Below are 24,544 nucleotides of genomic sequence, written 5' to 3'. Positions count from 1 at the left end.
CACTGTGAAGGCGGTTTTTTTTCGCTCAAGGAAAATTAATGGGCTTCTTTATATTTGGCGATAAGTTCAGGCACCGGATCGCACCCGCTGGTATCGGCTTTTTTCACTTCTTCCAGCGCGCTTGCCACGGTGTGGCGTGCCAGTACCTGTAGCGAAGCCTGCTCCGCTTCATCGGCGATAGATTTGAAGTACCAGCACGCGTTTGCGCTGACCACGCAGCGGGCGGGGACGTCAGGGCGCGACGCCCACAGTTTTTTATCTTCGATAACGGAGACGTAGATATCGCGCAGGGTGATCTCTTCCGCCGGGCGGCCAAGATGAATAGAGCCGTTGCGGCCAAGCGTTGAGACAATAATGCCGTCACGGGTGAGAGGAACCATGAGTTTGCGGATAAAGCTCGGGTTCGCTTCCAGGCCGTAGGCCAGAATCGCGCTCGTCGAACGTTCACCCAACTGCTCCGCCATTGCTACGCTGAGAACCATCTGCAAAGCTGTCGGGAAGCGGTAATCTAACATTTTCTTATCCTGGGTAGCGGTGAATCTTGTTCTTTTTGGCACCGCAGAGGTGAGTAAGCAATAAACAACAATATACCAAATACGGTAATTTTTTTGAAGCAATCTGCGCTTTTCCCACCAGGTAAAAAAGCGTGAGTGAGAGCGGGACCAGCCGACGCTTCACGCCATGGCGTGAGGCACTGATGAAAAATGTATCAGCATTTAATACCCGCTCGGGCACACAGGACCCCCGGGGTCTTAATGGGCGTTTATCGTTGAAGTTGAATGAGGTGGGTAGCCATCCCCCATCTGAGCGCGGCGCATTTGCCGTCCGTAAAATCGAAAACAGAGTAACTCGCATTGGGGTGAGCATAGCGAGAGAAGTTATCGAGAGTCCCCTCTTTAAGTAACGCCAGCACGCCCTGACTGACATGCCCGTGAGAAACAACACCGACGATCTGATGTTCATTGGTATTTTGCAGGTGTCGTAAGAAATTTATCACGCGTCGAGTCGCCTGGGCTAACGACTCTCCCTCCGGGGGACAATAGGCTGCATCAAGGGCGAGCAACGCATCTGCATCACGCGGATTGTCTCGCCTGAAGTGCTCGAAAGATATCCCTTCAAAGCAACCAAACGACTGTTCCTTAAGAGATTCTTCAACTTTTAACGGGCAGCCAAGACCTTCAGACAGCTTCAGCCCCATGTGCAAGGCGCGCCCAAGCGGGGAGCTGTAAACACATTCTATCGGATATGCCTCTTTCGTCAGCGCTGTCAGTAACGCCGCTGTTTCTTGCATACCGCGGTGGGTTACGAAGCTGTCGCGACGCCCCTGAATAATCCCTCTATGATTCCACTCGGTTTCTGCGTGCCTCACCCATATCACTTTCATCGTATTTGAGATCCGTTATCCAACGTGACTACCCGTTTGTTTATCTGATTCAGGGCGAAAGTGTAGCATGGTGAACGTTTGAAGCCGGTTTCTGGATATTATCCAGCGATAATGTCCGCTTCTGGCACAAAGCACTGCCTACCAAACTCACCCTATGTCCTGTCGCGGTGTATTAAACAACGGGGAGCCACTCAGCTTAAGCATGTACGTTTGCTTTATACTAAGATATTTATCCAACAGAGGCGTTAAGATATCGTCTCAGGATCAAGATGGATTTATCAGCATGACCAGAACAGAAAGGCTTCTCGAATTACTACAGATATTAAGGGCGCAAAGATATCCGATCACGGCATCCGCTCTCTCAGAAAGATTAGAAATAAGCGTGCGTTCCCTTTACAGAGATATAAAAACGCTACAGCAGCAAGGCGTGTGCATTGAAGGGGGGGCTGGAATTGGTTATATCGTTAAGTCTGACTTTCATTTGCCGCCCTTAAATCTTTCTCATGAAGAAATCAATGCTATTATACTTGGGCTTAATTGGGTTTCTCATAATACGGATAATGATTTCAAAAAAAACGCAAGGAATGCGCTTGCCAAAATACATGCCGTTATTCCCGGCGAATTAAAAAATCTTATTGAGAGTCAATCCTATCTGACCGGTCCCACAGAAAAGAATGAGGTGTTTTTTGAAGACTTGCGTAATGCGATTAAAAAACGAAAGAGGATCAAAATAAAGTATTGTGATAAGAGCAATGTTAACTCTTCTCGAGTCATATGGCCCATCGCATTGGTATATATGGAGTCATGCTGGCTTTTGGTTGCATGGTGTGAAATGAGAAAGGATTTCCGTCATTTTAGAACGGACAAAATACAAGGCATTGTGCCGCTGGATTCCAGGTATAGTGAAAGCAGGTTAGTTTTATTGAATAAATGGAGAATGAAAGAGGGGATCGGCCCGGAGAAAGAGTACTGACAAAAACTGTCACTGCGAAATTGTATACTTCCTCAGATGTAAGACTCAATGCTACGTCATAGGGGGGATTATGAATTTTCAAAATAAAGTGGCTGTTATCACCGGCAGCACTGCAGGTATAGGCGAGGCAGTCGCAGAGCAGTTACACAAACATGGCGCGAAGGTCGTCATTGTATCCCGCTCGTCAGAGGAGGCGAAACAAAAAGCGAAACAATTGTCTTCACAGGGACAACCAGCAATGGGGATCGGATGCGATGTGTCACAGCCCGAACAAGTACGGCAAATGATAGATGACGTTATCAACTATTTTGGCAGGCTTGATTATGCTGTCAATAATGCAGGCATAACAGGTGAGCATGGTAAAAAGATAACAGAGCAGACAGTTGAAAACTGGGATAAGGTCATTGCCACCTCATTGAGCAGCGTTTTTTACTGCCTAAAATACGAGATACCTCAGATGATGAAGATGGGGGGCGCTATCGTTAATTTATCTGCAGTAAATGGTCTGGTTGGCATTCCTGGGCTGGCGCCTTACACCGCCGCTAAGCATGGTATAATTGGTTTAACCCAAACCGCAGCGCTGGAGTTTGCATGTCAAGGCATTCGCATCAATGCCGTCGCTCCGGGCTATGTCCAAACCCCACGAATAAGCGAATTCCCTGAAAATATCGTACGCAGTTTCGCAAATAGCCACCCTATGAAAAGGATGGCAAAAATGCAGGAAATCGCAGACTTCATATTGTTTTTGTTGTCAGATAAATCAGCGTTCTGTACCGGAGGCGTTTATCCCATTGATGGTGGTTTTTTAGCTGAGTGACATTCCCGTTAGGTTTTTAAGCCTCCGTTTTACCGCGTCAGAGGCCAGGGGCATGCCGGGCCGTTCCGTCAGCGTCAGCCCGGCGCTGGCTATCACTGATATTTGGCGACCAGATACTCCTCTTCGCTGCGTCGCCAGAAATGTGAAGGAATAAACGGGGATATATACTCATACGAGGGCGCGAAGAAGGATCGTACCTGAGCCCGGCGATAAAAAACGAAAAAACGTATTTTTTATCGAATAGATTAAAAGGTTGTGGCGTTAACTCATCATCAACGTACTGATGGAGTCATCATTTATGACTGCAACAACGCAACCGCTAACACAACAGTGCCGCGATAGTTTTACCCTGGCACGACATTGGGTCACCGCAGCCAATGTCATTTTCCTGTTTGCAAGCGCACATATCCGGGAGCCGCTGGAGCGGGGAACGCCCCTGAAAAAAAGCGGCGGGCCGGTCATATTTGCTGCGCGCTTTTCCCTCACTATCTGCTACGGGACAGCATACCGCGTCGTATGCTGCCTTGCCGTTCTTTTCGTTAACCCGGAGTTCACTATGAACACGTTGTCGTTTTTACATTCCGCCATTAATCAACGTCTGCTGCTGCCCGTGGTGTTTGCTCTGCTGACCACGCCGGTTTTGGCCGCAGGTGACAATAGTACCAATAGCAAAACGCCGGACTGCCCCAGCGGTCAGGTGTATGACAGCACGAAAAAACAGTGCGTCCCTGAAAAAACAAGCCAGCTCAGCGATGAAGATAAAACGCGTTATGCCTATCATCTGGCCAAAAAAGGGGAGTACCAGGCGGCCCTGGACCTGCTCAACACCCTGAAAAATGGCGATACCGCGGAAGCCTGGAATTACCGGGGCTATGCCACGCGTAAGCTGGGCCGTACCGATGAGGGCATCGGCTACTATCAGCGTTCAATCGCGCTCGATCCGACCTATGCCAAAGTACGTGAATACCTTGGTGAAGCATGGCTGGCGAAAGGCCGTCCTGACCTGGCAAAAGAGCAATTGAAAACTATCGCCACGCTGTGCGGCCATAGCTGCGAGGAGTACCGGGATCTTCAGGCAGCGATCGACGGTCATCCTGAGTCCTGAATAAGAGTATGAGGATAAAAAAATTACGACCAGCGGCGACCGTCAGCATCTTGCTGCACATCTGACACGCCTGTGGCGCTATGGGCTGGTTCTGGTTGTCGAAGAGCTGGTTCAGTCTGCCTGTGTCCGCGCGCTTGAAAAAAGCGCGCGGTTCACCCCGAGGAGGCGGCCGACACGTTGCCCGTCCCGATTGGTTACCCTATCCTGGTTTTATCTCCAATTGACCGGCCCCGGGCAATAGCCGCTGTCAATGTTCCCTGGCCAATTCGTGGCATACGATACCGAGCTGTTCCACGGCATGCAAAAGCGCGGGGGTGGGTTCATTCGCACCGTTCAGGCGCAGGTAGTTTTGCAGTTCCGCCGCGCCCGGGGAAAACAGCGGCCCCGGACTGACGCCAATGCCCAGGGCGAGTGCGCGACGATGTACCTCCAGCGCATCTATCCTGGAGGGGAGTTGAACCCAAATCAAAAAGCCGGCTTCCGGAGCCGCGACGCGCGTGCCCGGTGGGAAGCAGGCTTCAACTCGGGTGATGATAGCGCGCATACCTTCCGCAATCCGCAGCTTCAGATGCCGCAGGTGCCTGTCGTAATCGCCGCTGGCGAGGATCTCGTTTGCCGCGGCTTCAATCAGCGGCGCGCCTGCCCATTCTCCGGCCATGCGGGCCTGCAATACCGCGGAGTGATAGCGTCCGGCAGCAATCCAGCCAATTCGCCAGCCCGGCGCCAGGGTTTTCGACAGCGAACTGCAATAAATCACATTTCCGTCCCTGTCGAAGGCTTTACACGCGGGCGGACGCTGGGCGCCACCGGCAAGATCGCCATACACATCGTCCTCAATGAGCGGGATGCCCTTATCGGCTAGCAGCGCCACCAGCGCCTGTTTGCGCGCCACGGGCATGCTGGCACCCAGCGGATTTTGCACCGTGGGTGAGGCGAGCACGGCCGCAGGGCGGTGGCGCTGGACAGCCTCTTCAAGGGGCGCCAACAATAAGCCTTCAATCGGGTCTGTGGGGATCTGTAACGCCTTCAGACCCAGATCTTCCAGCAGCAGAAGCGTGCCGAAGTAGGCGGGCTGCTCAATCGCGACAGCATCACCCGGCTGGCATACCGCGCGGAGCGCCAGACGTAGCGCCTGGGTTGCGCCTGCCGTAATGATAAGGTCATCCGCGCCAAAAAGAGCGCCCCACTGCGCAGCGCGTGCGGCAATCTTTCTGCGCAGGTCCGCTCTTCCCGGGGGCAGGCTGTAGCTCTGCCCGCGCGCATCAAGCCGACGACCGGCGGTGTGCAGTGCCCGCTGTAGTGCATCCACGGGAAGCCAGGCGGGATCGGGTAGCGCGGCGCCAAGCGGCACCAGACGCGCTTCAGCGCTACCGAACAGCGACCGGGCAATGGCGGACATAGTCACCGGCACCGGACCGGGCAAAGAGGCAGCGCGCTGTTCATTTCCGGAGGCGGCTGGCTGGCGGACAAAATAGCCTGAACGCGGTCGCGCGATAATCAGACCCTCCGCCTCAAGATAACGCAGCGCTTCCAGGGCCGTGGGGAGGCTGACCTGCTCGCGTTCGGCCAGTTTACGCGCGGAGATAATGCGATCTCCTGCCCGTAAAGCGCCTGAAGCAAGCGTCAGCCGCAGCATATCGGCTATACGGCGGTAGTGGGGCGTCGGCGGGGATATTTCGGACATCGTCATCTGTATAGTCTGCTTTTTGATAAATCTGACTATACAGGCGAAGCGGGGCGCCATCTATAGTGTGTTCCACACCAACCAGCCGGGGAAATCACATGCACAGCGACAGTTTTGACCTTTCACTTTACTTCCGCCGCATAGGCTATAGCGGGCCTGCGGCAGCGGATACCGCAACGCTACACGCGCTCATGCGTCACCAGCTCTTTGCCATCCCCTTCGAAAATCTGGACGTACAGGCAGGTAAAATCGTGTCGATGGAGCCCGATGATATTGCCAACAAGCTCTTACGGCAGAGACGGGGCGGCTACTGCTATGAACTCAACGGGCTGTTTACCATGGCGCTGGAAGCGCTGGGCATTGCCTGGCGGTTTGTCGCGGCGCGGCCCATGTTTTATCCCGCGCGCCGGCCTAAAACCCATATGGCGGTCGTCGCGGAAGTCGAGGGCCGTCAGTGGCTTTGCGACCTTGGCTTTGGGAGCTACGGTATTCGCGCGCCGCTGGCCCTGGATGAACTTGATACGGACATTATCCAGGATTTCGATACGTTCCGGCTTAGCCGCGATGCGCACGGCGACTATCTGCTGCAGGCAAAAGTTGAGGGAAGCTGGGCCAACCAATACGGTTTTGACCTGTCACCTCAGGAATGGATTGATTTTGCTCCGGCCAATTTCCTTAACTCCACGCACCCCGACGCGGTCTTTGTACAAAAGCTGCTGGTTATACAGCATCAGCCCGAGGGGCGCTTTATTCTGCTGGGCAATACGCTCAAGAGCATTACCGCGGATCGGGTAGAAAAGCAGCGGCTGGAAGACGATGAGATTGCGCATGTACTTGAGCAGCGCTTTGCGTTATCTGCCCGCTAATTAATCAAAAGGGCCAATGAGTCCGGGGCGGAACGGGCATGAAGCAGGGATGCCGGGGGAGCCATCGCGATCGCCATGAGGCGGGAGTGACCGCTTCCCCGTGCCTCTCTCAATCTGTTCATCTGCTGCGATATCAGCAGCGGGCGATTATTTACGTTGCCGGCGGGTATATGAAATAGCAGATAATGCAAATAAAAAACTAACGCCACTTTTAATAAACAAGGCTATTCAGTTAATTACCACTACAAAAATAAGATAATTCTATCTGAGCTGGCCAATCCGTATCCGTAGTACATATTTTCGCCTCATAATCCCCTGCGTCTGGAAATTCATTGCTAACAAGTAGTTACAGCTATGCGGCAATATTTTTGGCGATAAAGAATGGTTAAAATAAAATCATCTACTAAAATCAAATTGTTGATTAAATTCATACACTGCTCGTTCGTATTAATTTAGATAATTGGCTCTGTGTCGAATGCCCAAAATTTAAGCAGCGGGTGATAGCTGCTGACGATAATTATCCCGCTCGATATTGCCCTGGGTCTGGCAGGTAAATTCCTGCTCTGGACGTTTGTGTAAAACGACACCGGGCTAATTGAGTTATTTCAAAGGACAACGTAAATGACGAATATCTACGACTCTACCAATATAAGCAGTCAGGAAGCGGCCAGGCACTTGCCTGCGGCTGCTGTAAACAGCGCGAGCGCGGTTTCATGGGGGGCGATATTTGCAGGCGCCGCCGCTGCCGCCTCGCTGGCGCTTATGCTGCTCATGCTTGGCGCCGGATTAGGCCTCACCTCAATCTCTCCCTGGGAAAATCAAGGTCTTGCGGCGGGTACCGTCGGTATTGCCGCCATCGCCTGGCTGACGTTTACCCAAATTGTGGCGTCAGGAATGGGGGGATATCTGGCCGGACGGCTTCGGACTAAATGGGTTGATACGCATACCAATGAAATCTATTTCCGCGATACGGCGCATGGCTTTCTGACGTGGGCGGTGGCGCTGCTGGTATCAGCCGTCCTTTTAACCACCACCATCAGTTCACTCATCGGCGGCAGCGCAAAAGTCATTGGTTCCGTTGCCGGGGGCGCGACGGCAACCGCCGTGAATAACGCGGGGGAGGGATCATCGATGTTATCGAAGTCATCGATGGAATATTTTACCCGCTCGCTGTTCAGGGCTAGCGGCTCCACTCCGGCAGGTAACAGCAACGCATCGGGCAATGATGTTATGGCCATGAATCAGCCGGCGCCGCCAAAGGCGGAGTCACCCGCTCAATTAGCCGAGGTGACGGGCATTTTTGCTAACAGTATTTATTCTGGCGCGCTTCCCAAGGATGATCTGACCTATGTGGCGCAGCTGGTTTCTCAGAATACCGGCATCAGTCAGCAAGAGGCCGAGCAGCGGGTACAGGCGGTTTATGATAAAGCCCAGGCTAATTTGAAAGAGGCAAAAGATAAAGCGCAGCAGGCCGCAGACGCTGCCAGAAAAACCACCAGCTACGTCACTCTGTGGTCATTTATTTCTCTGTTAATTGGCGCTTTTGTTGCCAGTCTCTGTGCCACCTATGGCGGCCGTCAGCGTGATTTATAACGTCTAATACTCATTATACGGGAGGAACCTATGCGTTCAATATTGCTTTTCTTTCTGGGTGTGCCAATCCCTATCATTATTTTAATCGCGCTATTTGTGCACTGACTATTTTCCGGCCCCGCAGGAATAGTGGTTAAGTAAATACTGACCCTCGCACATTACCGCTAAAGCATAAATGCCCTTCGAGGGCATTTATGCTTTTTATCAGGCGCTCAGAGGAGCCTGCTGCGCGTCACCAGGGAAGCTCTCCGCGACAGAGTGATGTCAACTAGCAATAACACCCGCAGTGAATTAACGCTCACGCCTTGCCATCATTAGCGCCAGGTCAACGAGGCGGTTAGAGAAGCCCCATTCATTGTCGTACCACGCCAGAATTTTAACCATATTGCCGCCAATCACCAGTGTTGACAGACCGTCGATAATCGACGAGCGCGGGTCACCCTGATAATCGCTGGAGACGAGCGGTTCATCGCTATAGCCGAGGATCCCTTTTAGCGGCCCCGCCGCGGCGGCTTCGCGAAAGGCATTGTTCACCTCTTCGGCCGTCACCTCTCGCGCCAGCGTCACGGTCAGGTCGACAATGGACACCACCGGCACGGGGACGCGCAGCGAGTATCCCGTTAAGCGGCCATCCAGCTCAGGAATAACTTTGCCCAGCGCCTTCGCTGCGCCGCTGGAGTAAGGCACTATCGACAGCGCGGCGGCGCGAGCGCCGCGCAGATCTTTTTCCGGCTGATCGTGCAGGGCCTGGCTGTTGGTGTAGGCGTGGGTGGTGTTCATCAAACCGTGCTTAATACCGAAATGCTGGTGCAGAACCTGCGCGGCAGGCGCCAGACCGTTGGTGGTGCAGCTACCGTTGCTGACCACGTAGTGTTTATCCGGGGAGTAGAGGCCATCGTTAACGCCCATCACGATGGTTAAATCATCGTTTTTGCCGGGGGCGGAGATAATCACGCGCTTTGCGCCACCGCTGTGGATATGCACCGCCGCCTTGTCGCGATCGGTGAAGAATCCGGTGGCTTCAATGACGATATCGACTTCACGCTGATGCCACGGGATATTGGCCGGGTCGCGTTCGCTGAATACGGTTATGGGTTTACCGTCAACCACAAGCTGCCCTTCACCGGCGGTAACGTCCGCGTCGAGCTTACCGAGCAGCGAATCGTATTTTAGCAGATGCGCCAGCGTTTTGCTGTCCGTCAAATCGTTGATCGCCACAATCTGAATATCCGAATTGCCCAGTGCAGCGCGCAGTACGTTGCGTCCAATACGGCCAAAACCGTTAATACCGACCTTTACCATGATTAACTCCTTATCCATTGTCTCTGGCGTCAGAGTAGGCCGGGCAGGCTTTGGCGTAAATGACAAAAAAGGATCACTTTACGCCATTTTGCGACAGTGAAATCGCTGGCGATATTCCCCGGGTGTGAGGTGAAGCTGTTTTTCAAACAGCCGTCGCAGGTTAATGCTGCTGCCAAATCCAGTTTGTTCGGCGATACGATCCAGCGTCTCGTTAGTTTGCTCCAGACGCTGCCGCGCGGCGGCCAGACGGGCTTCGGCGACGTAGCGCGCCGGCGAAGCACCGGTTTCCCGGGTAAATACGCGGGTGAAATTCCTTGGACTCATGGCGACCCTTTCCGCCAGTTTATCCACGCTGAGATCGGCGGTGAGGTTTGCGAGCAACCACGCCAGCAGATCGTTAATGGGGCCCAGGGCGCTGGTCTGCTGAAGGTTGTAGCGGCTAAACTGCAGCTGGCCGCCGGGACGACGCAGGTACATGACGAAATCCTGGGCAATATCGCGCGCCAGGCTGAAGCCGTAGTCCTCTTCAACCAGCGCCAGGGTGAGGTCGAAGCCGGAACTGACCCCGCCAGAGGTCCATATGTGTTCGTCCTGAATGTAGAGCGGACCGCCTTCGACGCGTACCTGAGGAAATTCCGCCTGCAGGGTATCCAGTAGCTTCCAGTGGGTAGTGGCTCGCCTGCCGTCCAGCAGCCCGGTTTGCGCCAGCAGCAGGGCTCCGCCGCATATGGAGGCAATGCGGCGGGCATGGGGAGCCGCAAGGCGCAGCCAGTCAACCACCGCAACCCCTTCCTGCGGGTTTTGACCTCTGCCGGTAATCATGATGGTATCGAGCGGCTCGCGAGGGTCTATCTCATGAAGGCGATGATCGGCCAGCAGATTTAAACCGGACTGACCATGGATCACCTGATGCGGCTGGGTGGTCGCTAGCTGGACCTGGTAGCAAAGCTCCCCGGCGCCTTCCGGGTGCAGACGGTTGGCCTGCATCAGAATGTCGGCAATACCGGCGGATTCAAAAAGCATGCCGCCATCCGGGACAATAATAAGTATCTTCTTCATGTCCTGAAAAGTAATCTTTTTACAGAATAAGTCAACAGAACAGACGGGGAAGGGGAAATTTTTGCCACCGCAGCGACGCTCTCGTCTCGCTCGCTGATGGTGTGACGTCGACGGGATGGGGTTGCCTGATGAGGCTGGTCTCGCACAAACTGGACTGGAAAAATAGTACCGAATGTCTGCTATGAGCGAGGAATGGAAGTTGAACACTCTGCTCAACGTCGCCAAATGGAGCCTTAATCTCCCAGTTTTTCGCGAGTGGGACCTTCAAAGTTGATGCTACTTATATGGCAACTACGCGGTTGACCTAACAAAAAACGAATGGTTTCCCAGATCGAGCGCCCCTTCATTAAACGTTCCCCATTTTTGATGGGCTATCTATAAACGTATCTAACCCTGTCAGTTCGAAATCCGGGGGGACAACCCGGTCACACGTATACTGTTTAATAGCGAACCAGGGAGAAGACAACGTCTGATCCTGGCACGGAGCGGACGAACTAACTGAGTTGAATCTCCGCTATGAGCTAATAGCAGACATAACATCCCCGGGATAGTTTGGGAAAGGATACTCTTCCAGCATCAGTTTCGGTTCATGCTTTCTGAGGCAGGATACTTTATGCTGGTTACTCTCATTTATAGGATACGACCATGATAACTGTAGAGAAATCCGATCCATTTTCTTCAGAGTCCCATCGCTTAATCGAAATGCTATCAGCTGAACTTGCCGCTATTACGGGGGATAGTGGCAAAAGCAATTTCACCGTTGAAGCAATGAATGATGACAAAGCCTTATGGGTATTGGCAAAGAATACTCATGGCGAAGCAATAGGATGCGGCGCTATTCGGCCGATAACGCAAAATATAGCCGAGCTTAAAAGAATGTTTTCAGACCGAAGCGTGCCTGGAGTTGGGGGAGCTTTACTCACTTTTCTGGAAACATCTGCAAAAGATATGGGATATAGCGAACTCAGACTGGAAACCCGACACATCAACCATCGGGCAGTAAATTTCTACGAGAAAAATGGATATATTCGTATTGAAAATTACGGCCCCTATGTCGGTAGGACAGAAGCAGTGTGTTTCTCAAAAGCATTGCGCTGATTGTATTAATTGGACCCGCTTTCCGCTCCAGGCACAACGCTGTCTACCAAACTCCACCAATGCCCATTTAGCTATAGCGTTAAGGCTGTGAGAGTAAAGACAGATAATGATAATGCGCAGGATCGTGTGTTGCGCTCATGCAGAACCATGGTCATCGCGGTTTCTGCATCGACGCGGAGCTGCCGGAGGAGGGCGTAGCGGCCGGCATGACCGAGGAGCGGGATTCCTCCCGGAGAAAACGCGCGGAGTATACAGGCACTTTAAAGGGGCCATTTCTCCATGGCGATTCACTGCGCCTGTTTCTGGCCGATATATTCCTCTAATCCCTTTGTAAGAACATCGAAAACCAATTTGCAGCACAGACTATTACGCAGGTCTTCGTGCATGACGATCCAGGTATCAAGATAGATAGAAAAGAAATTCGGCAGTAATCTCCGCAGTGGAACATAGCCATTGGCCAACTGCACCTAGCATATGCCAATGCCGGCACCGGCACGAATAAGATTCAGCTGAGCCACGTCGCTGTCGGTGCGCATGGAAAATGCATTCCGGCTTAGCTGAGGGAATTTTTCCAGGGCCTTACGGATGAAAGGCGTATCCTGATCAAAGCCAACCAGCGCATGTTTCAGCAGATCATCGCTATTTTCAGGCGTGCCATGTCGTGCAAGATAGGACGTCGATGCGTGGAGACCGAGTTCAATGCGGCCAACGCGACGCGCAATAAGCTGTTCCTGTACTGGCGTCGTCATGCGTACAGCAATATCGGCTTCCCTGTGCAGTAAATCCTGAACCCGGTTCGACAGAACTAATTCAATCGTTATTTGTGGGTGAGACTCCCTGAGCCTGGCAATAAGCGGCGGCAGAACTTCAACGCCGATAACGTCACTCGCGGAGACGCGGACGACGCCATGAATGGACGCGCTGTTATGAATAAAGTTGGAGGCTGTGCGCGCTAGCGTATTCGCGGTGCTCTCCATCGCTTCGGCATGCACCCTCAGCGCCAGCGCCGTTTCAGTCGCCAGCAAGCCCGTCTGCGACCGCGTGAACAACACCTGGCCCAGAGCGGACTCGAGCGCAGCGATATGCCGTCCCGCCGTAGGCTGCGTAATCGAAAGCCTGCGTGATGCGCCGGAAAGCGAGCCTTCCCTGAGCACAGCCAGAAATGTTCGGTACCACTCCCATGGGATAGATGTATTCATACAAATTTGTATAGCTGCCCTATAAAGATATGCAATTCCATTTAGCTCTGCCTGTACGTACGCTGTCAAGGTCAAATCAGCAAAGAGGCAGACAATATGGAAACCCGAGGCAAGGTCCTGATACTTGGCGCAACCGGCGGAATCGGTGGTGAAACGGCGCGCCGGCTTATTCAGAAAAAATGGGACGTTCGTGCCCTAAAACGAGGACTTCATGGCAGTGAACGACGTGGTGACATCCAGTGGATAGGGGGCGACGCTCTCGACCCGGAGCAGGTCGCCGCTGCGGCAGCAGACTGTAGCGCGATCGTTCACGCCGTCAATCCGCCCGGCTACAGAAACTGGAAGCATCTGGTGCTGCCTATGCTGCGCAACACGATTGGCGCAGCAGAACGAACCGGCGCCTTGATCGTGCTTCCCGGGACCGTTTACAACTATGGACCTGACGCTTTTCCGCTATTACGGGAAGACGCTCAGCAGACGCCGGTCACCAGGAAGGGAGCTATCAGGGTACAAATGGAGAAAGAACTGGCGGCCTATTCGCAGCGTGGCGGGCGGGTATTGATCGTCCGCGCGGGGGATTTTTTTGGTCCACGCGCCGGTAATAACTGGTTTTCTCAAGGTCTGATTAAGCCCGGCAAGCTGCCTGGCGTCATTGCCAATCCAGCTTCGTTTGCAACCGGTCACCAGTGGGCTTACTTACCTGATGTCGCGGAAACGATAGCTGCGCTGCTGGCACGACGCGAGGAACTTGAGCCCTTTGCACGTTTTCATATGCAAGGTCACTGGGATGCCGACGGCAGCGAAATGGTCAGCGCGATTCAACGCACAGCGGCACGCTATGGCGGCATGGCCAAAATACAATCATTTCCGTGGTGGTTGATGTACCTGGTAGCACCTTTCAACGCAACCTTACGCGAACTTCTGGAGATGCGGTACCTGTGGCGCCAGCCGGTTCGCCTGGACAATACGAAACTGGTGAATTTTTTAGGTGCCGAGCCTCACACCCCTCTTGATGAAGCTGTCCATGCGACATTACAGGGCCTGGGCTGCATTGATCGTACCGAGATGGCTCGTATAACAATATAGAGACGCTCCAGGGTTGCATCTGGCATGAAGCGGACAGGCTAACTGGGCCAAAGGTCCGCTATGAGCGAGGAACGGACGTACAGGAAACCATTACCCCCATTGTCGACTTCCCACTCACCGTTCCAGTTCAGTCATCGCCAACTCGGCAACTTTTATTGTTGTTGAAACAGTATCGTTACTTGAGAGGGACCAGGCGGTTGAAAGACCACACCATGCAATTATCCATTTGAGCAGGCGTTCTCTGTCCAGGTCAGCCATTCTGGTGACGATGCTTAGACGCTGTTTAAATGTCTCCGGTACAGCCGCAACAGGAGGTACTGGATTACCAAGATCCGGATTAGTAAAAATATTAGCAAAGTCGAATCCCCGTTCACCTATTAGCCCTTTGGGGTCAATGGCAAGCCAGCCAGATGTTTCAAAATCAAGCACATTTCCGTGATGTAAATCGCCATGCAATACGACCACATCTCGAGGAGAAGAAAGCAATTCCTCTGAAATTTCTGCGCAACGTGTCAGGATACCGCCATATTTCAAGGCTGCTGGTTTTAGAGGATTAAACCATTCATGTAAAGGCGTAAGCTGGGGAAACGGTCTTTTTGCGCATGAATGAATTTGGTTCGCAGTCATACACAAAATATGACAGGCTACGTCATCCTTATCTCCACGGGACATTGCTGATAAAGAGGAGGAACCTGTGGCTCTTGAGAGAAGAATTGCTTCATTTTCATGTGCAATCACCTGTGCCGCACCATTCCCTTCCCACCATGCCATTAGTGCATTACCGGCTTGTTCATCAAGGTCATCCGTAACTTTTAGCATGGCTTTAATACCATGTGCTGCTGTTTTGACCGGATACAACTGTGATGTATGAGTTATAAATGGAGTGCCATCAGGAATGAGGTTCCAGCGACTTAGCCAGGGTTTTAACTTGAACGTATCCATAAAGCTTTCTTTGAAATCCTTACAATCAAAGTGGTAAACAGGTATGCATTCAGGCATTTTACCCCATAGGTGAAGCGCTTTCCTGCATGCTGTCTTCTGGTAAGACAATGTCCGCTCCTGGCACGCAGCAGACGGCCATCGGACGCGCAATCCGCCATGGACGAGGAGCGGACTTTCCATTTTGCAGATACTCAAAAGCGGTGTCCCGCAATCAGCGATTACCAACCTTAAAGCGACGCCTCGGCCAGTAATGCGGCCTGTACCGCAGGACGGGCATTGATCGTTTCCCTGTACGCCAATAGCGCAGGCCAGCGCTCCAGTGAGATTGAGAAGAATTTACACCAGCCCAGCACAGTGAAAAGGTAGGCATCAGCCACGCTGAAGGATGGGCCAGTCAGATAGGTTTTTTCGTTGAGAGTCGCCTGAAGGAAATCGAACTGTCGGAACAGCTTCTCACGAAAAATCGCTCTGACCTCTTCGGGCAGCGCGGGATTGAACAACGGTGCCGAGCCAGCGTGTATTTCACTGGTGATAAAGTTAAGCCATTCCTGCAGACGCACCCGAGCCCAGCTGTCCGCACGCGGCGCCAGGCCGTGTTCTGGTTTTAGATCGGCGAGGTACTGCACGATGGCCGGGCCCTCAGTGAGTATCTGACCATCATCGAGCTCAAGGGCCGCGACATAACCTTTAGGGTTAATGGCGCGGAAGTCGCGACCATCAGCGGTGATCTTGCTTCTGTTGTTGACTCTAACCAGTTCAAACTCAAGTTGCAGTTCGCGCAGCACAATGTGCGGCGATAACGAACAGGTATCCGGGGCGTAATAGAGTTTCATTTTGTCTCCGTTAAAGGTAAAAAGCGGTCGGGGGACGTCCTGAGCTCACTGTATTTGACGCGGAATGCGCTGTAAAATTAATGATAAAGAAAATAACTATTAGCTGAGCTACTGATAATCATGATGAACCTTTTACATTGGCGCTTACTGGTGGCGGTGGCGGATGCCGGCAACATCTCGCGCGCCGCAGAGGAGATAGGAATGACTCAGTCCGGCGCCAGCCAGGCAATCGCCCAGCTAGAGTCTTCACTGGGATTTTCGGTATTTATACGTGAGCGACGATATATCGGCGTGACCGCGCTGGGCGGGCAGGTTGTTGAACACGCAAGAAACATGCTTTCGCAGCTGAATGCCATCCGCGAACTGGCCGATGAGAGACGGGGTTTAAATCGCGGGCGCATTCGCCTGGCCAGCTTTCCATCAGTGACGTCCACCTTGTTGCCTGGACTGCTGCGGGACTTTAAGCGCCTGCATCCGGGTATTGACGTCGTCATCCTGGAAGGCTCGGACGAGGAGGTCGAGGAGTGGCTGGCCGCAGATACCGTTGAGCTGGGGGTAGTCATGAATCCCGAACCCGGCCGTGCTGACGTTGTATTAGGGCAGGATGCATGGGTAGCGGTACTGCCAGCCACTCATCGGCTGGCACATCATGCCAGGACGTGTGGCATAACGCTAAAGGCGCTGGCAGACCAGCCCTTTATTCTGGCGACAGGCGGATGCGCCGTTAATGGTAAAAGCCTGATGGAAAAGGCGGGTCTGCAACTTGTTGATATACGCGTGACGGTACGCGACTGGATTAGCGCCTGTAAGCTGGTCGCGGAAGGGATGGGAGTCGCCATTGTGCCTGAATCAGCCCTGCCAGAGGCGTTGCGCAATCTGTGCGTGGTGCCAGTGACGCCTGCCATACACCGTGAGTTTCGGCTGGTCTGTTCGTCATCCGGAACGTCTTCCGGCGCAACACAGGCGCTACTTAACGCGCTACGTAAACGAGGATGAGCGGGCACGCGGCGAACCGGATCGTCAGCGATAAGTGACAAACCGGCTTATTGTTTATATCGGCGCAGGCTGGAGGCGGGATGCCGAAGGAGGGCTGATTCGGGGCGTATTGGGCGGCGCACCAGCTCTCCCCCACAGTTCGGGCACCGGCCTTGCAGCCGCTGAGTCACGCAGTCAACGCAAAAGGTGCATTCGAATGAACAGATGTACGCGCTTGTTGATTCTGGCGGCAGATCGTTATCACAGCATTCACAATTAGGGCGAAGTTCAAGCATGGTGATCTCCTGCTATTAAATAAAGGGGCGTCATGAGCGCGCGAGGGGCATCTGCCTGTCCCGTATTCGAACCGCTGCGCTTAATCTGCACGAGATGAGCATGATCGACAGGTCGAAAAAAAGCAAGAGATTGAGTGGCTTATCAGTACCAACCGCTTCTGGCGCTGGTGGTTGGGGGAAAAGACCGCTGAGCCTGTGCAGCGCGAGAAGAGGACGTTAATAGAGGAATAAAAACATCGCCAGATTTGCCCGTGGCGGCTACAGTTAAAATTATTTAACTGGTATGACCACGTGGGCGGATATCTTTTATGAACCTGATAACAATCCCTGTAAAGCAGGGGGATGTTCTGGCTGCCACAGTATGGGAGAGAAACGATGCTAAAGCGCTGGTGATCCTCCATCCTGCCACCGCGGTATCACAGGCGTTTTACAAGGACTTCGCTGAGTACCTTTACGCAATGGGATTCAATGTTCTGACCTACGACTATCGGGGGATAGGTCATTCCAGGTCAGGCACGCTGCAACACTGTCATGTCTCAATGTCTGACTGGATCGAGCAGGATGTCGGCTGCGTTACCGCCTGGGCAAAGCTGCGTTTCCCCAATCTTCTGCTGATGGCGGTAGGGCACAGCGTTGGCGGGCACGCTATTCTGCTTTCAACGGCCACCCGGTCGCTGCATGCGGCGGTTCTTGTTGCTTCGCACGCTGGCGTCACCCGCACAATTCAACAAACGCAGGAAAAGCTCAGAGTCTGGTTTTTATTACGTATTCTGGCGCCGGTTCTGTGTCGTACCTTTGGCTATATGCCTGCCAGACGCCTCGGGCTGGGGGAAGATTTACCCGCGCCCGTCATGCTGCAATGGGGGCGCTGGAGTGCCATGCCCGACTATTTTTATGACGATCGCGCCTGGGATGCGCGCCGACGGGCAAGCGAAGTCACGTTACCCCTTCTGGTACTCGGTTTTGATGACGATCCCTGGGCTAATTCTGCAGCGATTACGCGCCTGATGGCGCCGGTGGAAAACGCAAAAATTGAACGCCGCGAGATCCGGCACGCGGATTATGGTATTCCGGTCATCGGCCACATGGGCTTTTTCCGTACCCGATGTGCGGAAAAAATATGGCCTGAAGTAGGTCGCTGGCTGGCAAGCCAGTGTCAACCCCGGGGATAATGTCTTTCCGGCTATTTCTCTTATAGTCGAAGAGATTAACAGGGCATGCTATGCCGTAACCGTCGGTGCTCAGGTTTCAAAGCGGCAACAGGCGCATCCGGGGAAATAGTTCATCGCGACTCAGAGAGATATCATGTCTGTTCAAAAAAGGGCGAAGAGGATGCACTAAGATGCTGGCTTATATCACTATAGGTACAAATGACTTTCAGCGCTCCGTGGACTTTTATGAGGCTATTTTTAAAGTTCTTGGCTACTCACGACTGCCAGCCTGGACAGAAAGCTGGGCAATGTGGGGGGATGAAAATAACCCACATGAGGTATTCAACTTCTGTATTTGTCCTCCTTTTGACCGGCATCCCGCAACGGCGGGAAACGGGACAATGTTCGCATTCCATGCAGACAGCGCTGACCTTGTCAGGCGGTTTGTAGTGGTCAACTAATTTTGGCCACACGACCTGACTGTTCGTGGAACAGCCGCTCTGATTCATTTGGCGTTAACCCACCGTTATACCAGTGGGGCCGGATGGCACTGTAATAGCCCGTGATGTAGCGGATTATCGCGCTCTGAGCTTCTTTGAAGCTGTTATAGCCCTTCGTCGGCACCCATTCGGTCTTCAGGCTCCGGAAGAACAGTTCCATAGGGGCATTATCCCAGCAGTTACCGCGTCGACTCATGCTCTGCTTTATTCGACAGCGCCACAGAGCCTGCCGGTACTGGCGGCTGGTATAGTGACTGCCCTGGTCACTGTGGAACATCACTCCTGTTGGCTTCCCCCGATGCTCCCAGGCCATCTGCAACGCTTTGACCGTGAGGGCCGAGTCCGGCGACGTCGACATCGCCCAGCCCACAGGTTTACGGGCGAACAGATCCAGCACGACGGCCAGATAAGCCCAGCATTTTCCCGTCCAGATATAGGTCACATCGCCGCACCAGATCTGATCCGGCGCTGTTACCGCGAACTGCCGGTCGAGATGGTTAGGTATTTCAACGTGTTCGTTCCCGCCGCGTTTGTATTTATGCGCCGGGGCCTGACAACTGGCGATATCCAGCTCTTTCATCAGCTTACCTGCAAGCCATCGCCCGAGTCTGACGCCCCGGCCGCTGACCATCGTGGCGATACTTCTCGCGCCAGCAGAGCCACCACTGGCATTCCAGACTTCACTGACGAGACTCCGTTTGACGGCCCGCTCAGCGTCAGAATCCCTGCCATTTTTACGAATGTAACGATAACTGCTTCGGTGAACACCGAACAGCCGGCACAATGGCGCTACCGGGTAGTGCGCCCTAAGACTGTCGATTATCGTGAACTTTTCAGGGAGTCCGACATCAAGAGCGCGGTAGCCTTTTTTAGGATTTCATTTTCCATTTCAAGGCGTTGTATTTGTTTTCTTATTTCCCTGAGTTCCGTCTGCTCAGGCGTCAGAGGCAGCCCCGGTGGCGTTTTCCCCTGGTGCTCCATACGTAACGATTTAACCCAGCGGTTGATGGCGGAGAGGCTGACGTTCATCGCTTTAGCCGCTTCACCGTGAGTGTAGTTCTGATCAAGGACCAGTTTTGCCGCTTCGGCTTTAAATTCAGCAGTAAATATTTTGCTCATTGGTTCACCTGTAAGATGTTGAGGTGAGCATATCACCTCTACTCAGGTGGCCAAATTCAGTGTGCCACTACAGTCCGCTATGAGTGAGAAGCGGACATAGATAGGGCTAAAGATTTGTGCATGATGCATTCAAGGATGATTTATTCTCTGTATTAGAACCTGTAGAGCGTTTTAGCATCATTGGTCGTTCAATCAGCCATATATGAACTGGCTTGCTGACATCGTCAGATTACCTGTAACCGGCCGACAGTCACCTTTATTTGTTAACAGACACAGTTATAAATCTCGACCTGAACCAGGACCAGCCGCTAACAGTTTATGCTTTGAGCATATAGAGATATGATTGCACTGTCTGACCGTTCGATGTGGTTACCTCTACAGGAACCCGTTCATACTCAGAACCTTCGAACTCATCGAGTAGGTGCCAGTAATTATGTAAATTCTCTGACTTGAAAAGAAAACCCGGTACACGATGACCTGAGTCATCCAGTACAATTCCCGGATAACCCATCTCTGCACCCCAGCCTTTCTCTAATAAAGAACCCCCAACGTGGCCTTCCTGCCATGTCCCCCCGATATTTTCAAGAATATGAGCATTAGGCCGGCCAGGTCCGAGTGTCCCGTAAACAAATAAACTTTCCATTATTCCTCCAGGTATCGCTATGAAAATAATAATGTTCTTTTTGTTAATTTTGATTTTTGGACTCTGGCCTGACAAATCATTTGTTCTCACAACACGCGTGAATTATTATCACGCGTATGATGTTCGATCGCCTTCCCCCATTGCAAACTCTGCGCGCTTTTGAAGCCACAGCCCGCCTCTCAAGCATGACGCTGGCGGCAGCGGAGTTGCACGTTACGCATGGCGCGATAAGCCGGCAAATCCGGAAGCTCGAAGAGCATCTGGGGTTAAAGCTATTTTTCAGGCTGACGCGGCAGATAATTCTGACGGAGCAAGGGGCTGAATTTCACCAACTGGTTACCCGTCTTTTGAGTGATTTAATGCGGGAGTCCGAGCGTCTGCGAGGAAGAAACCTGATAAAAAGTTTACGTATAAGTACAACGGTTTCATTTGCCAGTAAGTGGTTAGCACCGCGTTTAAGTCGGTTCAGGCAGAGATATCCTGAATTTGAAATTGAGCTGGATGTTACTGACGTTAATGTGGACCTTAATGATGGTCAGGTAGATGCTGCCATTCGTTACGGCCTTGGCAATTATCGAGATGTTTCGTCTGAACGTATGTTCGATGAAACAGTCACTCCTGTCTGTAGCCCAGATTTTCTTGAGAAACATAATGGTCTGACAGAGATTAAGGGACTTTTAAATTGCGTTCTTCTGCATGAGTACAGAATGCAGGCGAACTGGAAGGCATGGTTTGAGATGGCCGGAGAAAAAAATTTTAGCTGCCAGCAGGGGCCCTTATGGACTCTTGGCAGCATGGCGACTGAGGCGGCTATACGTGGCGAAGGCGTTGCTCTGGGACGCAGCGTTCTGATTGCAGATGATGTCGCTGCTGGAAGGCTTGTTGTTCCGTTTCCACAGTTCAAACTTAAGGCTGAGCGGGGGTACGATTTAGTCTACCGTTCAGATAATCAGGACTCTTTTAAAATAAGCATTCTAAGACAATGGCTCGCTGAAGAATTGAGCTCGTTGAAAGATTGAATGGCTGTCTAAAAAAATCCGCTTTTGGCACAACGCTGTCTATCGCACATTTCACTTAATCAGCAGGGGATGCGCCGCTGAAACCGCTGTCTGGTAAATCTATAATCACCAGGGTGCCAAAGCTGCCTGCTTCTACCGTATGAGGAATTCCCGCTTTGGCTATATAAAGCTGGCCGGGCGCGACGGAAATTTTTTTCTCCTGCACGCTCAGTTCCAGACGTCCGTCTATAACCAGTAATCCCTCGTCATATTCATGTACCTCCTCAGCGACAGAGTGGGCATCTATGCGCAGGACTTTGAGATTCGTTGCCCCAACGCGGCCTAAGATCCGGGAGCGCCAGGACGCCGGCAATGCCTGCGCTTCGGTTCTGAGATCGTAAAGCGACATAAAGCCATTCTCATTGATATTCGTTGCCTGCTTTTATGCCATATAAGTTAATCGCCGACATCTAACATATATGGCAAAAGAAGTTGAAAAACAGGCTATACCGGTCCTGCTGCCCGCTGCATGTGCATTGACCGCGGATAAATAAAAACGGCCCCATCGCTGAGGCCGTGACGTGCCTATTGTTTCTTCTCGCCCAGCGTCGGCGTCTCGTCAAAGAAGTTCCACGGTTTCAGCAGCGCGTGCGCCCACTCGGTCGGCATAATCGGCCACTCCTCGGCGCGGGCCACGTGGGTGGTGCCGGTGGTGATCCACACCACGTCATCATGGTTGTCCAGCGACTCGTCATCTTTCGCGTACTGGCCGAGGCCGGTGTCGTGAATCGAACGGTTAGGGTACTTGCCTTCCGGGAAGCGCTCGGTGGGATGATAGCGGGTGACCCACAGCTGCTTATCCATAAAGCTCAGACGATGGTAAATCCACTCATCAGGCGCGAATTTTGCCCCGGTGGCGACCGGATGCGTGCCGCCCGCGTAGGGGATAATCTGATACGACACCGGGTTACCCATCCGGTTTTCTTTCGTGGTATTGCTCAGCAGACGAATGGTGCCCGGGTCAAATTTCTGCGCCGCTTTCTGCTCGCTATCAATCGTGTACTGATTGATCTGCATAGTGCTGGTACGCGGACCGCCGGCGGTATTCGGCTTCACTTCCGGGTCCATGGCCACCAGCGTGTTGTTCTCGCCGTCAACGTCTAGATCGAGGCGGAAGTTATAAATATGCTGGTGGGTGGTGCCGACAATATTATGGTCAATCAGCGTGCCGTAGCGGGTGTCCTCTTTGGCGCTCGGGTCATGCATGGTCTTCGCCTGCACGCCTTTCACCGCTTCGATGCCGGTCGCCCCGGCATCAATGCCGATGGTGCCGTTTTCGTGGAATACCCAGTCAAAAATATAGTCGTAGTTGCCGACGGTGCTGATCCAGCGCACCACCAGCTCGCGACGCTCGGTACTGACGTTCGGCTTGCCCATCTCCTGATGCTTATACTCCGGCCCGGCGTAGCGTTCGAAGATGGCAATTGCGCGCGGGATGGTCGTGGGCGTGCCGGTATAGTCGGCGATGGTTTCATCCAGCAGGACCGCGTTAGACGGCGCGTCTTTACCGCGGACGATAGGTGAGGTCAGGGCGCCCATACCGTAGTCGCCGGAATCGAGATAGGCCTTAAAGTACCAGCCCACGTCCGGGTCGCCGTAGGGGACGATCATCCCGCCCAGCGAACCTTCATACATCACCTGACGTTTCTTGCCGTTATCGTTATATGTCACGGTGGAGAGAATCGGCCCAACGCGGGAGTTCATGCGCAGGTGGAAATCCCAGTTTTGCCAGTGGATCATATCGCCGGTAATGGTGTAGTTTTTGCCCTCTGGCTCAATGATATCCAGCGGTTTAACCTTTGGCGCAACGCGGTCGCGCCCGTCATAGGGGCGGGCCGCCATAGGTACCGGGATCGTCGGCCCCTCTTCGATTTTGATGATCTTCTTCTGCTCAAGGTCGACCACCGCTACCAGGTTTTCAATCGGATGCGCCCAGTAGTTACCGTCGCCAACGTCAAGATAGCTGACCACTTTCAGCAGCCGCGCGTCCTGCTTGAGGCCATCTTTGCCGTCGAAGTAGCCGACGGTCAGCGGGGTGGTAATCACCTTGCTCGGGTCGTCGATGCCGTGCTTTTTTAACACTTCGGCAAATTCGCTGCTGGCGTTGATGATGTTCTGCACGCTGGCGAAATCATCCAGCAGCACCATGCCGTGGGCGTCTTTAATCGGTGTCCATGAAAGCACTTTTTTATTCTGTAAATCCACCACCGCCTCAATAACGTGTTTGCCGTCGAGCATGATCACGTCGGCAGCGCGCGGGGCGTTGACCGGCGTACCGTTGAGGGCAAAATCCCACACCGCTTTTTTATCCGGCTCGCGCAGGGAGATCTCGGTGAATCGGGTATTGGGTTTGAAATCCGCCGCGGCTTTAACGATAGCGACCGCTGCGCTGATTTCCGCCGCTGACAGCGAGTTCAGCGGATGCGGGCGTTTTTCCACCTGGAAGGTCTGGTCAAGACCGGACTGAAACACGTCGTTGATAAAAGTGTCAGAAACCCACGCTTTGCCGTCTTTCATCACTACCGGCACCTGCAGCTCCAGGGTTTTACCATTGACGATGACCGTTTTCGCCCCCGGTTTTACCTTTACGTAAGCGCCGTCTTTAATCAGGGTAAACATCTGCGCGTAGTCATCCCACTGAACGTCCGCGCCAAAATCCTGAAGGGTTTTGTCCATCGGGACCATATGGGCTTCGCCACCGTGGGCGAACGCCGGGCTTTGCCAGGCGCAAAACAGAGCGACAGCCAACGCCAGAGCCGTTTTGCGGGGAGAAAGAATCGCCATTGAGACCTCACCTTATTGTTGTGTTGTGCAGTGCCGCTGCGAATGTCGGCTTGTGTATCGTTAACCTAACAGCGGTC

24 protein-coding genes and 4 pseudogenes are annotated in these 24,544 nt (G+C 53.0%); 14 read left to right on the top strand and 14 right to left on the bottom strand.

The window, feature by feature from the left end; all coding sequences use genetic code 11:
* Positions 1 to 35 precede the first annotated feature (35 nt).
* Together MKleb_RS14895 and MKleb_RS14890 are read right to left on the bottom strand one after the other, a co-directional pair.
* Entirely contained in the window at positions 36 to 515 is a 480-nt protein-coding gene (locus tag MKleb_RS14895; protein ID WP_004121015.1) for an RrF2 family transcriptional regulator, read from the bottom strand.
* 248 nt (positions 516 to 763) lie between these two features.
* A complete protein-coding gene (locus MKleb_RS14890) occupies positions 764 to 1,384 on the bottom strand; it encodes a histidine phosphatase family protein (protein WP_025107945.1) in 621 nt (206 codons plus the stop codon).
* A gap of 283 nt (positions 1,385 to 1,667) precedes the next feature.
* Here MKleb_RS14890 and MKleb_RS14885 point away from each other — a divergent pair, with 283 nt between their 5' ends.
* The 5 genes and pseudogenes from MKleb_RS14885 to MKleb_RS29920 form a co-directional block, all read left to right on the top strand.
* Positions 1,668 to 2,357 (top strand): helix-turn-helix transcriptional regulator, encoded by a 690-nt coding sequence (locus MKleb_RS14885; RefSeq protein WP_025107944.1) that lies wholly within the window; start codon positions 1,668 to 1,670, stop codon positions 2,355 to 2,357.
* A 70-nt stretch (positions 2,358 to 2,427) separates the two neighbouring features.
* Entirely contained in the window at positions 2,428 to 3,174 is a 747-nt protein-coding gene (locus MKleb_RS14880; protein WP_025107943.1) for an SDR family NAD(P)-dependent oxidoreductase, read from the top strand.
* A gap of 298 nt (positions 3,175 to 3,472) precedes the next feature.
* A pseudogene (locus MKleb_RS29925) lies at positions 3,473 to 3,619 on the top strand (cytochrome b); the annotation flags it as partial.
* Between the two features lie 111 nt (positions 3,620 to 3,730).
* Positions 3,731 to 4,279, top strand: coding sequence for a tetratricopeptide repeat protein (locus MKleb_RS14875; protein WP_014838337.1), 549 nt, complete (start codon positions 3,731 to 3,733; stop codon positions 4,277 to 4,279).
* Positions 4,280 to 4,301: 22 nt separating this feature from the next.
* Positions 4,302 to 4,457 (top strand): annotated as a pseudogene (locus MKleb_RS29920) (RNA polymerase sigma factor); the annotation flags it as partial.
* 69 nt (positions 4,458 to 4,526) lie between these two features.
* On the opposite strand, the gene MKleb_RS14870 reads toward MKleb_RS29920, so the two are convergent.
* Entirely contained in the window at positions 4,527 to 6,023 is a 1,497-nt protein-coding gene (locus MKleb_RS14870; protein ID WP_025107941.1) for an aminotransferase-like domain-containing protein, read from the bottom strand.
* 38 nt (positions 6,024 to 6,061) lie between these two features.
* Between MKleb_RS14870 and MKleb_RS14865 the strand changes: the two genes are divergently transcribed.
* Together MKleb_RS14865 and MKleb_RS14860 are read left to right on the top strand one after the other, a co-directional pair.
* On the top strand, positions 6,062 to 6,829 hold the full coding sequence (locus MKleb_RS14865) for an arylamine N-acetyltransferase family protein (protein ID WP_014229167.1): 768 nt from the start codon (positions 6,062 to 6,064) through the stop codon (positions 6,827 to 6,829).
* A gap of 621 nt (positions 6,830 to 7,450) precedes the next feature.
* Entirely contained in the window at positions 7,451 to 8,422 is a 972-nt protein-coding gene (locus MKleb_RS14860) for a hypothetical protein (RefSeq protein ID WP_014229168.1), read from the top strand.
* Between the two features lie 291 nt (positions 8,423 to 8,713).
* Here MKleb_RS14860 and gap read toward each other — a convergent pair whose 3' ends face one another.
* From gap to MKleb_RS14845, 3 genes and pseudogenes are all read right to left on the bottom strand, one after another.
* Positions 8,714 to 9,724 (bottom strand): type I glyceraldehyde-3-phosphate dehydrogenase, encoded by a 1,011-nt coding sequence (gene gap, locus MKleb_RS14855; RefSeq protein ID WP_025107940.1) that lies wholly within the window; start codon positions 9,722 to 9,724, stop codon positions 8,714 to 8,716.
* Positions 9,725 to 9,802: 78 nt separating this feature from the next.
* A complete protein-coding gene (locus MKleb_RS14850; RefSeq protein WP_217075956.1) occupies positions 9,803 to 10,783 on the bottom strand; it encodes a GlxA family transcriptional regulator in 981 nt (326 codons plus the stop codon).
* A 233-nt stretch (positions 10,784 to 11,016) separates the two neighbouring features.
* Positions 11,017 to 11,228: pseudogene (locus MKleb_RS14845) on the bottom strand (hypothetical protein).
* A gap of 200 nt (positions 11,229 to 11,428) precedes the next feature.
* Here MKleb_RS14845 and MKleb_RS14840 point away from each other — a divergent pair.
* Together MKleb_RS14840 and MKleb_RS14835 are read left to right on the top strand one after the other, a co-directional pair.
* Complete coding sequence (locus MKleb_RS14840) at positions 11,429 to 11,881, top strand: GNAT family N-acetyltransferase (protein ID WP_014229171.1); 453 nt, start codon at positions 11,429 to 11,431, stop codon at positions 11,879 to 11,881.
* A 137-nt stretch (positions 11,882 to 12,018) separates the two neighbouring features.
* A complete protein-coding gene (locus MKleb_RS14835) occupies positions 12,019 to 12,204 on the top strand; it encodes a hypothetical protein (protein WP_176678764.1) in 186 nt (61 codons plus the stop codon).
* Here MKleb_RS14835 and MKleb_RS14830 read toward each other — a convergent pair.
* Positions 12,169 to 13,080 (bottom strand): annotated as a pseudogene (locus tag MKleb_RS14830) (LysR family transcriptional regulator). The gene MKleb_RS14835 and the pseudogene MKleb_RS14830 overlap by 36 nt on opposite strands.
* Before the next feature lie 96 nt (positions 13,081 to 13,176).
* Here MKleb_RS14830 and MKleb_RS14825 point away from each other — a divergent pair.
* Positions 13,177 to 14,166, top strand: a complete 990-nt coding sequence (locus MKleb_RS14825) for an NAD-dependent epimerase/dehydratase family protein (RefSeq protein ID WP_025107938.1) — start codon at positions 13,177 to 13,179, stop codon at positions 14,164 to 14,166.
* Between the two features lie 114 nt (positions 14,167 to 14,280).
* Here MKleb_RS14825 and MKleb_RS14820 read toward each other — a convergent pair whose 3' ends face one another.
* Both MKleb_RS14820 and gstA read right to left on the bottom strand, forming a co-directional pair.
* A complete protein-coding gene (locus MKleb_RS14820) occupies positions 14,281 to 15,108 on the bottom strand; it encodes an aminoglycoside phosphotransferase family protein (RefSeq protein ID WP_025107937.1) in 828 nt (275 codons plus the stop codon).
* Positions 15,109 to 15,335: 227 nt separating this feature from the next.
* A complete protein-coding gene (gstA, locus tag MKleb_RS14815; RefSeq protein ID WP_025107936.1) occupies positions 15,336 to 15,941 on the bottom strand; it encodes a glutathione transferase GstA in 606 nt (201 codons plus the stop codon).
* A gap of 120 nt (positions 15,942 to 16,061) precedes the next feature.
* Here gstA and MKleb_RS14810 point away from each other — a divergent pair, with 120 nt between their 5' ends.
* On the top strand, positions 16,062 to 16,937 hold the full coding sequence (locus MKleb_RS14810) for a LysR family transcriptional regulator (protein WP_025107935.1): 876 nt from the start codon (positions 16,062 to 16,064) through the stop codon (positions 16,935 to 16,937).
* Between the two features lie 47 nt (positions 16,938 to 16,984).
* On the opposite strand, the gene MKleb_RS14805 is transcribed toward MKleb_RS14810, so the two are convergent.
* A complete protein-coding gene (locus tag MKleb_RS14805; protein WP_071846104.1) occupies positions 16,985 to 17,212 on the bottom strand; it encodes a DUF1272 domain-containing protein in 228 nt (75 codons plus the stop codon).
* A gap of 308 nt (positions 17,213 to 17,520) precedes the next feature.
* On the opposite strand from MKleb_RS14805, the gene MKleb_RS14800 reads away from it, so the two are divergent.
* Positions 17,521 to 18,384 (top strand): alpha/beta hydrolase family protein, encoded by an 864-nt coding sequence (locus MKleb_RS14800; RefSeq protein ID WP_025107934.1) that lies wholly within the window; start codon positions 17,521 to 17,523, stop codon positions 18,382 to 18,384.
* Between the two features lie 170 nt (positions 18,385 to 18,554).
* A complete protein-coding gene (locus MKleb_RS14795; protein WP_228740739.1) occupies positions 18,555 to 18,824 on the top strand; it encodes a VOC family protein in 270 nt (89 codons plus the stop codon).
* Here MKleb_RS14795 and MKleb_RS14790 read toward each other — a convergent pair.
* Together MKleb_RS14790 and MKleb_RS14785 are read right to left on the bottom strand one after the other, a co-directional pair.
* A protein-coding gene (locus MKleb_RS14790) for an IS3 family transposase (RefSeq protein ID WP_217075955.1) occupies positions 18,817 to 19,982 on the bottom strand; the annotation gives its coding sequence in 2 pieces (ribosomal slippage) (positions 18,817 to 19,727 and positions 19,727 to 19,982; 1,167 coding nt in all). The two genes, MKleb_RS14795 and MKleb_RS14790, sit on opposite strands and share 8 nt — an antisense overlap.
* Before the next feature lie 316 nt (positions 19,983 to 20,298).
* On the bottom strand, positions 20,299 to 20,625 hold the full coding sequence (locus MKleb_RS14785) for a gamma-glutamylcyclotransferase family protein (protein ID WP_025107931.1): 327 nt from the start codon (positions 20,623 to 20,625) through the stop codon (positions 20,299 to 20,301).
* A gap of 116 nt (positions 20,626 to 20,741) precedes the next feature.
* Here MKleb_RS14785 and gcvA point away from each other — a divergent pair, with 116 nt between their 5' ends.
* Positions 20,742 to 21,644, top strand: a complete 903-nt coding sequence (gcvA, locus tag MKleb_RS14780) for a transcriptional regulator GcvA (protein ID WP_224225651.1) — start codon at positions 20,742 to 20,744, stop codon at positions 21,642 to 21,644.
* A gap of 55 nt (positions 21,645 to 21,699) precedes the next feature.
* Here the strand turns inward: gcvA and MKleb_RS14775 are convergent, their stop codons facing one another.
* Together MKleb_RS14775 and tynA are read right to left on the bottom strand one after the other, a co-directional pair.
* Positions 21,700 to 22,032 (bottom strand): cupin domain-containing protein, encoded by a 333-nt coding sequence (locus MKleb_RS14775; RefSeq protein ID WP_025107929.1) that lies wholly within the window; start codon positions 22,030 to 22,032, stop codon positions 21,700 to 21,702.
* Positions 22,033 to 22,208: 176 nt separating this feature from the next.
* Positions 22,209 to 24,467 (bottom strand): primary-amine oxidase, encoded by a 2,259-nt coding sequence (gene tynA, locus MKleb_RS14770; protein WP_025107928.1) that lies wholly within the window; start codon positions 24,465 to 24,467, stop codon positions 22,209 to 22,211.
* Between the last annotated feature and the right edge of the window lie 77 nt (positions 24,468 to 24,544).

Source organism: Klebsiella sp. PL-2018 (assembly GCF_019048985.1).
In the GTDB taxonomy this organism is placed as follows: Bacteria; Pseudomonadota; Gammaproteobacteria; order Enterobacterales; family Enterobacteriaceae; genus Klebsiella; species Klebsiella michiganensis.
This window is presented reverse-complemented; position numbering and strand designations above follow the sequence as displayed.